Source organism: Desulfothermus okinawensis JCM 13304, assembly GCF_054654515.1.
Genome location: NZ_BAAIEW010000095.1, coordinates 1 through 306, shown reverse-complemented (window position 1 = coordinate 306; position 306 = coordinate 1). Strand labels below are relative to the sequence as shown.

Annotated in this window: 1 protein-coding gene; it reads left to right on the top strand. The window is 38.9% G+C overall.

From position 1 onward, the window contains the following. On the top strand, positions 1-273 hold a 273-nt coding region (locus ACYQ0O_RS13195), incomplete at its 5' end, for an SDH family Clp fold serine proteinase (protein WP_459893814.1). Positions 274-306 lie beyond the last annotated feature (33 nt).

The window sequence follows — 306 nt, the reverse complement described above, 5'->3', positions numbered from 1 at the left end:
ATAATCCAGTTAGAATCTGCTGTTTATGAACTTTTAAAAGACAAATATGAGGATGATAAGGCCAAAAATCTAGCAAAACTCTTATCTACCGGCACATGGACCCATGATTATCCAATAACTTATGAAGAGGCAAAGTCTTTGGGTCTAAATGTCACTACAGATATTCCTGTTGAGGTAATTCAACTCATGAGCCTCTATCCTCAACCTGTAAAAAGGACACCTTCTGTGGAATATATCCCTGTTCCAAGACATAAATCCAACGGACAAGGCTAATGGAGATGGAGCTGTCTCAATACACAGCAGCAA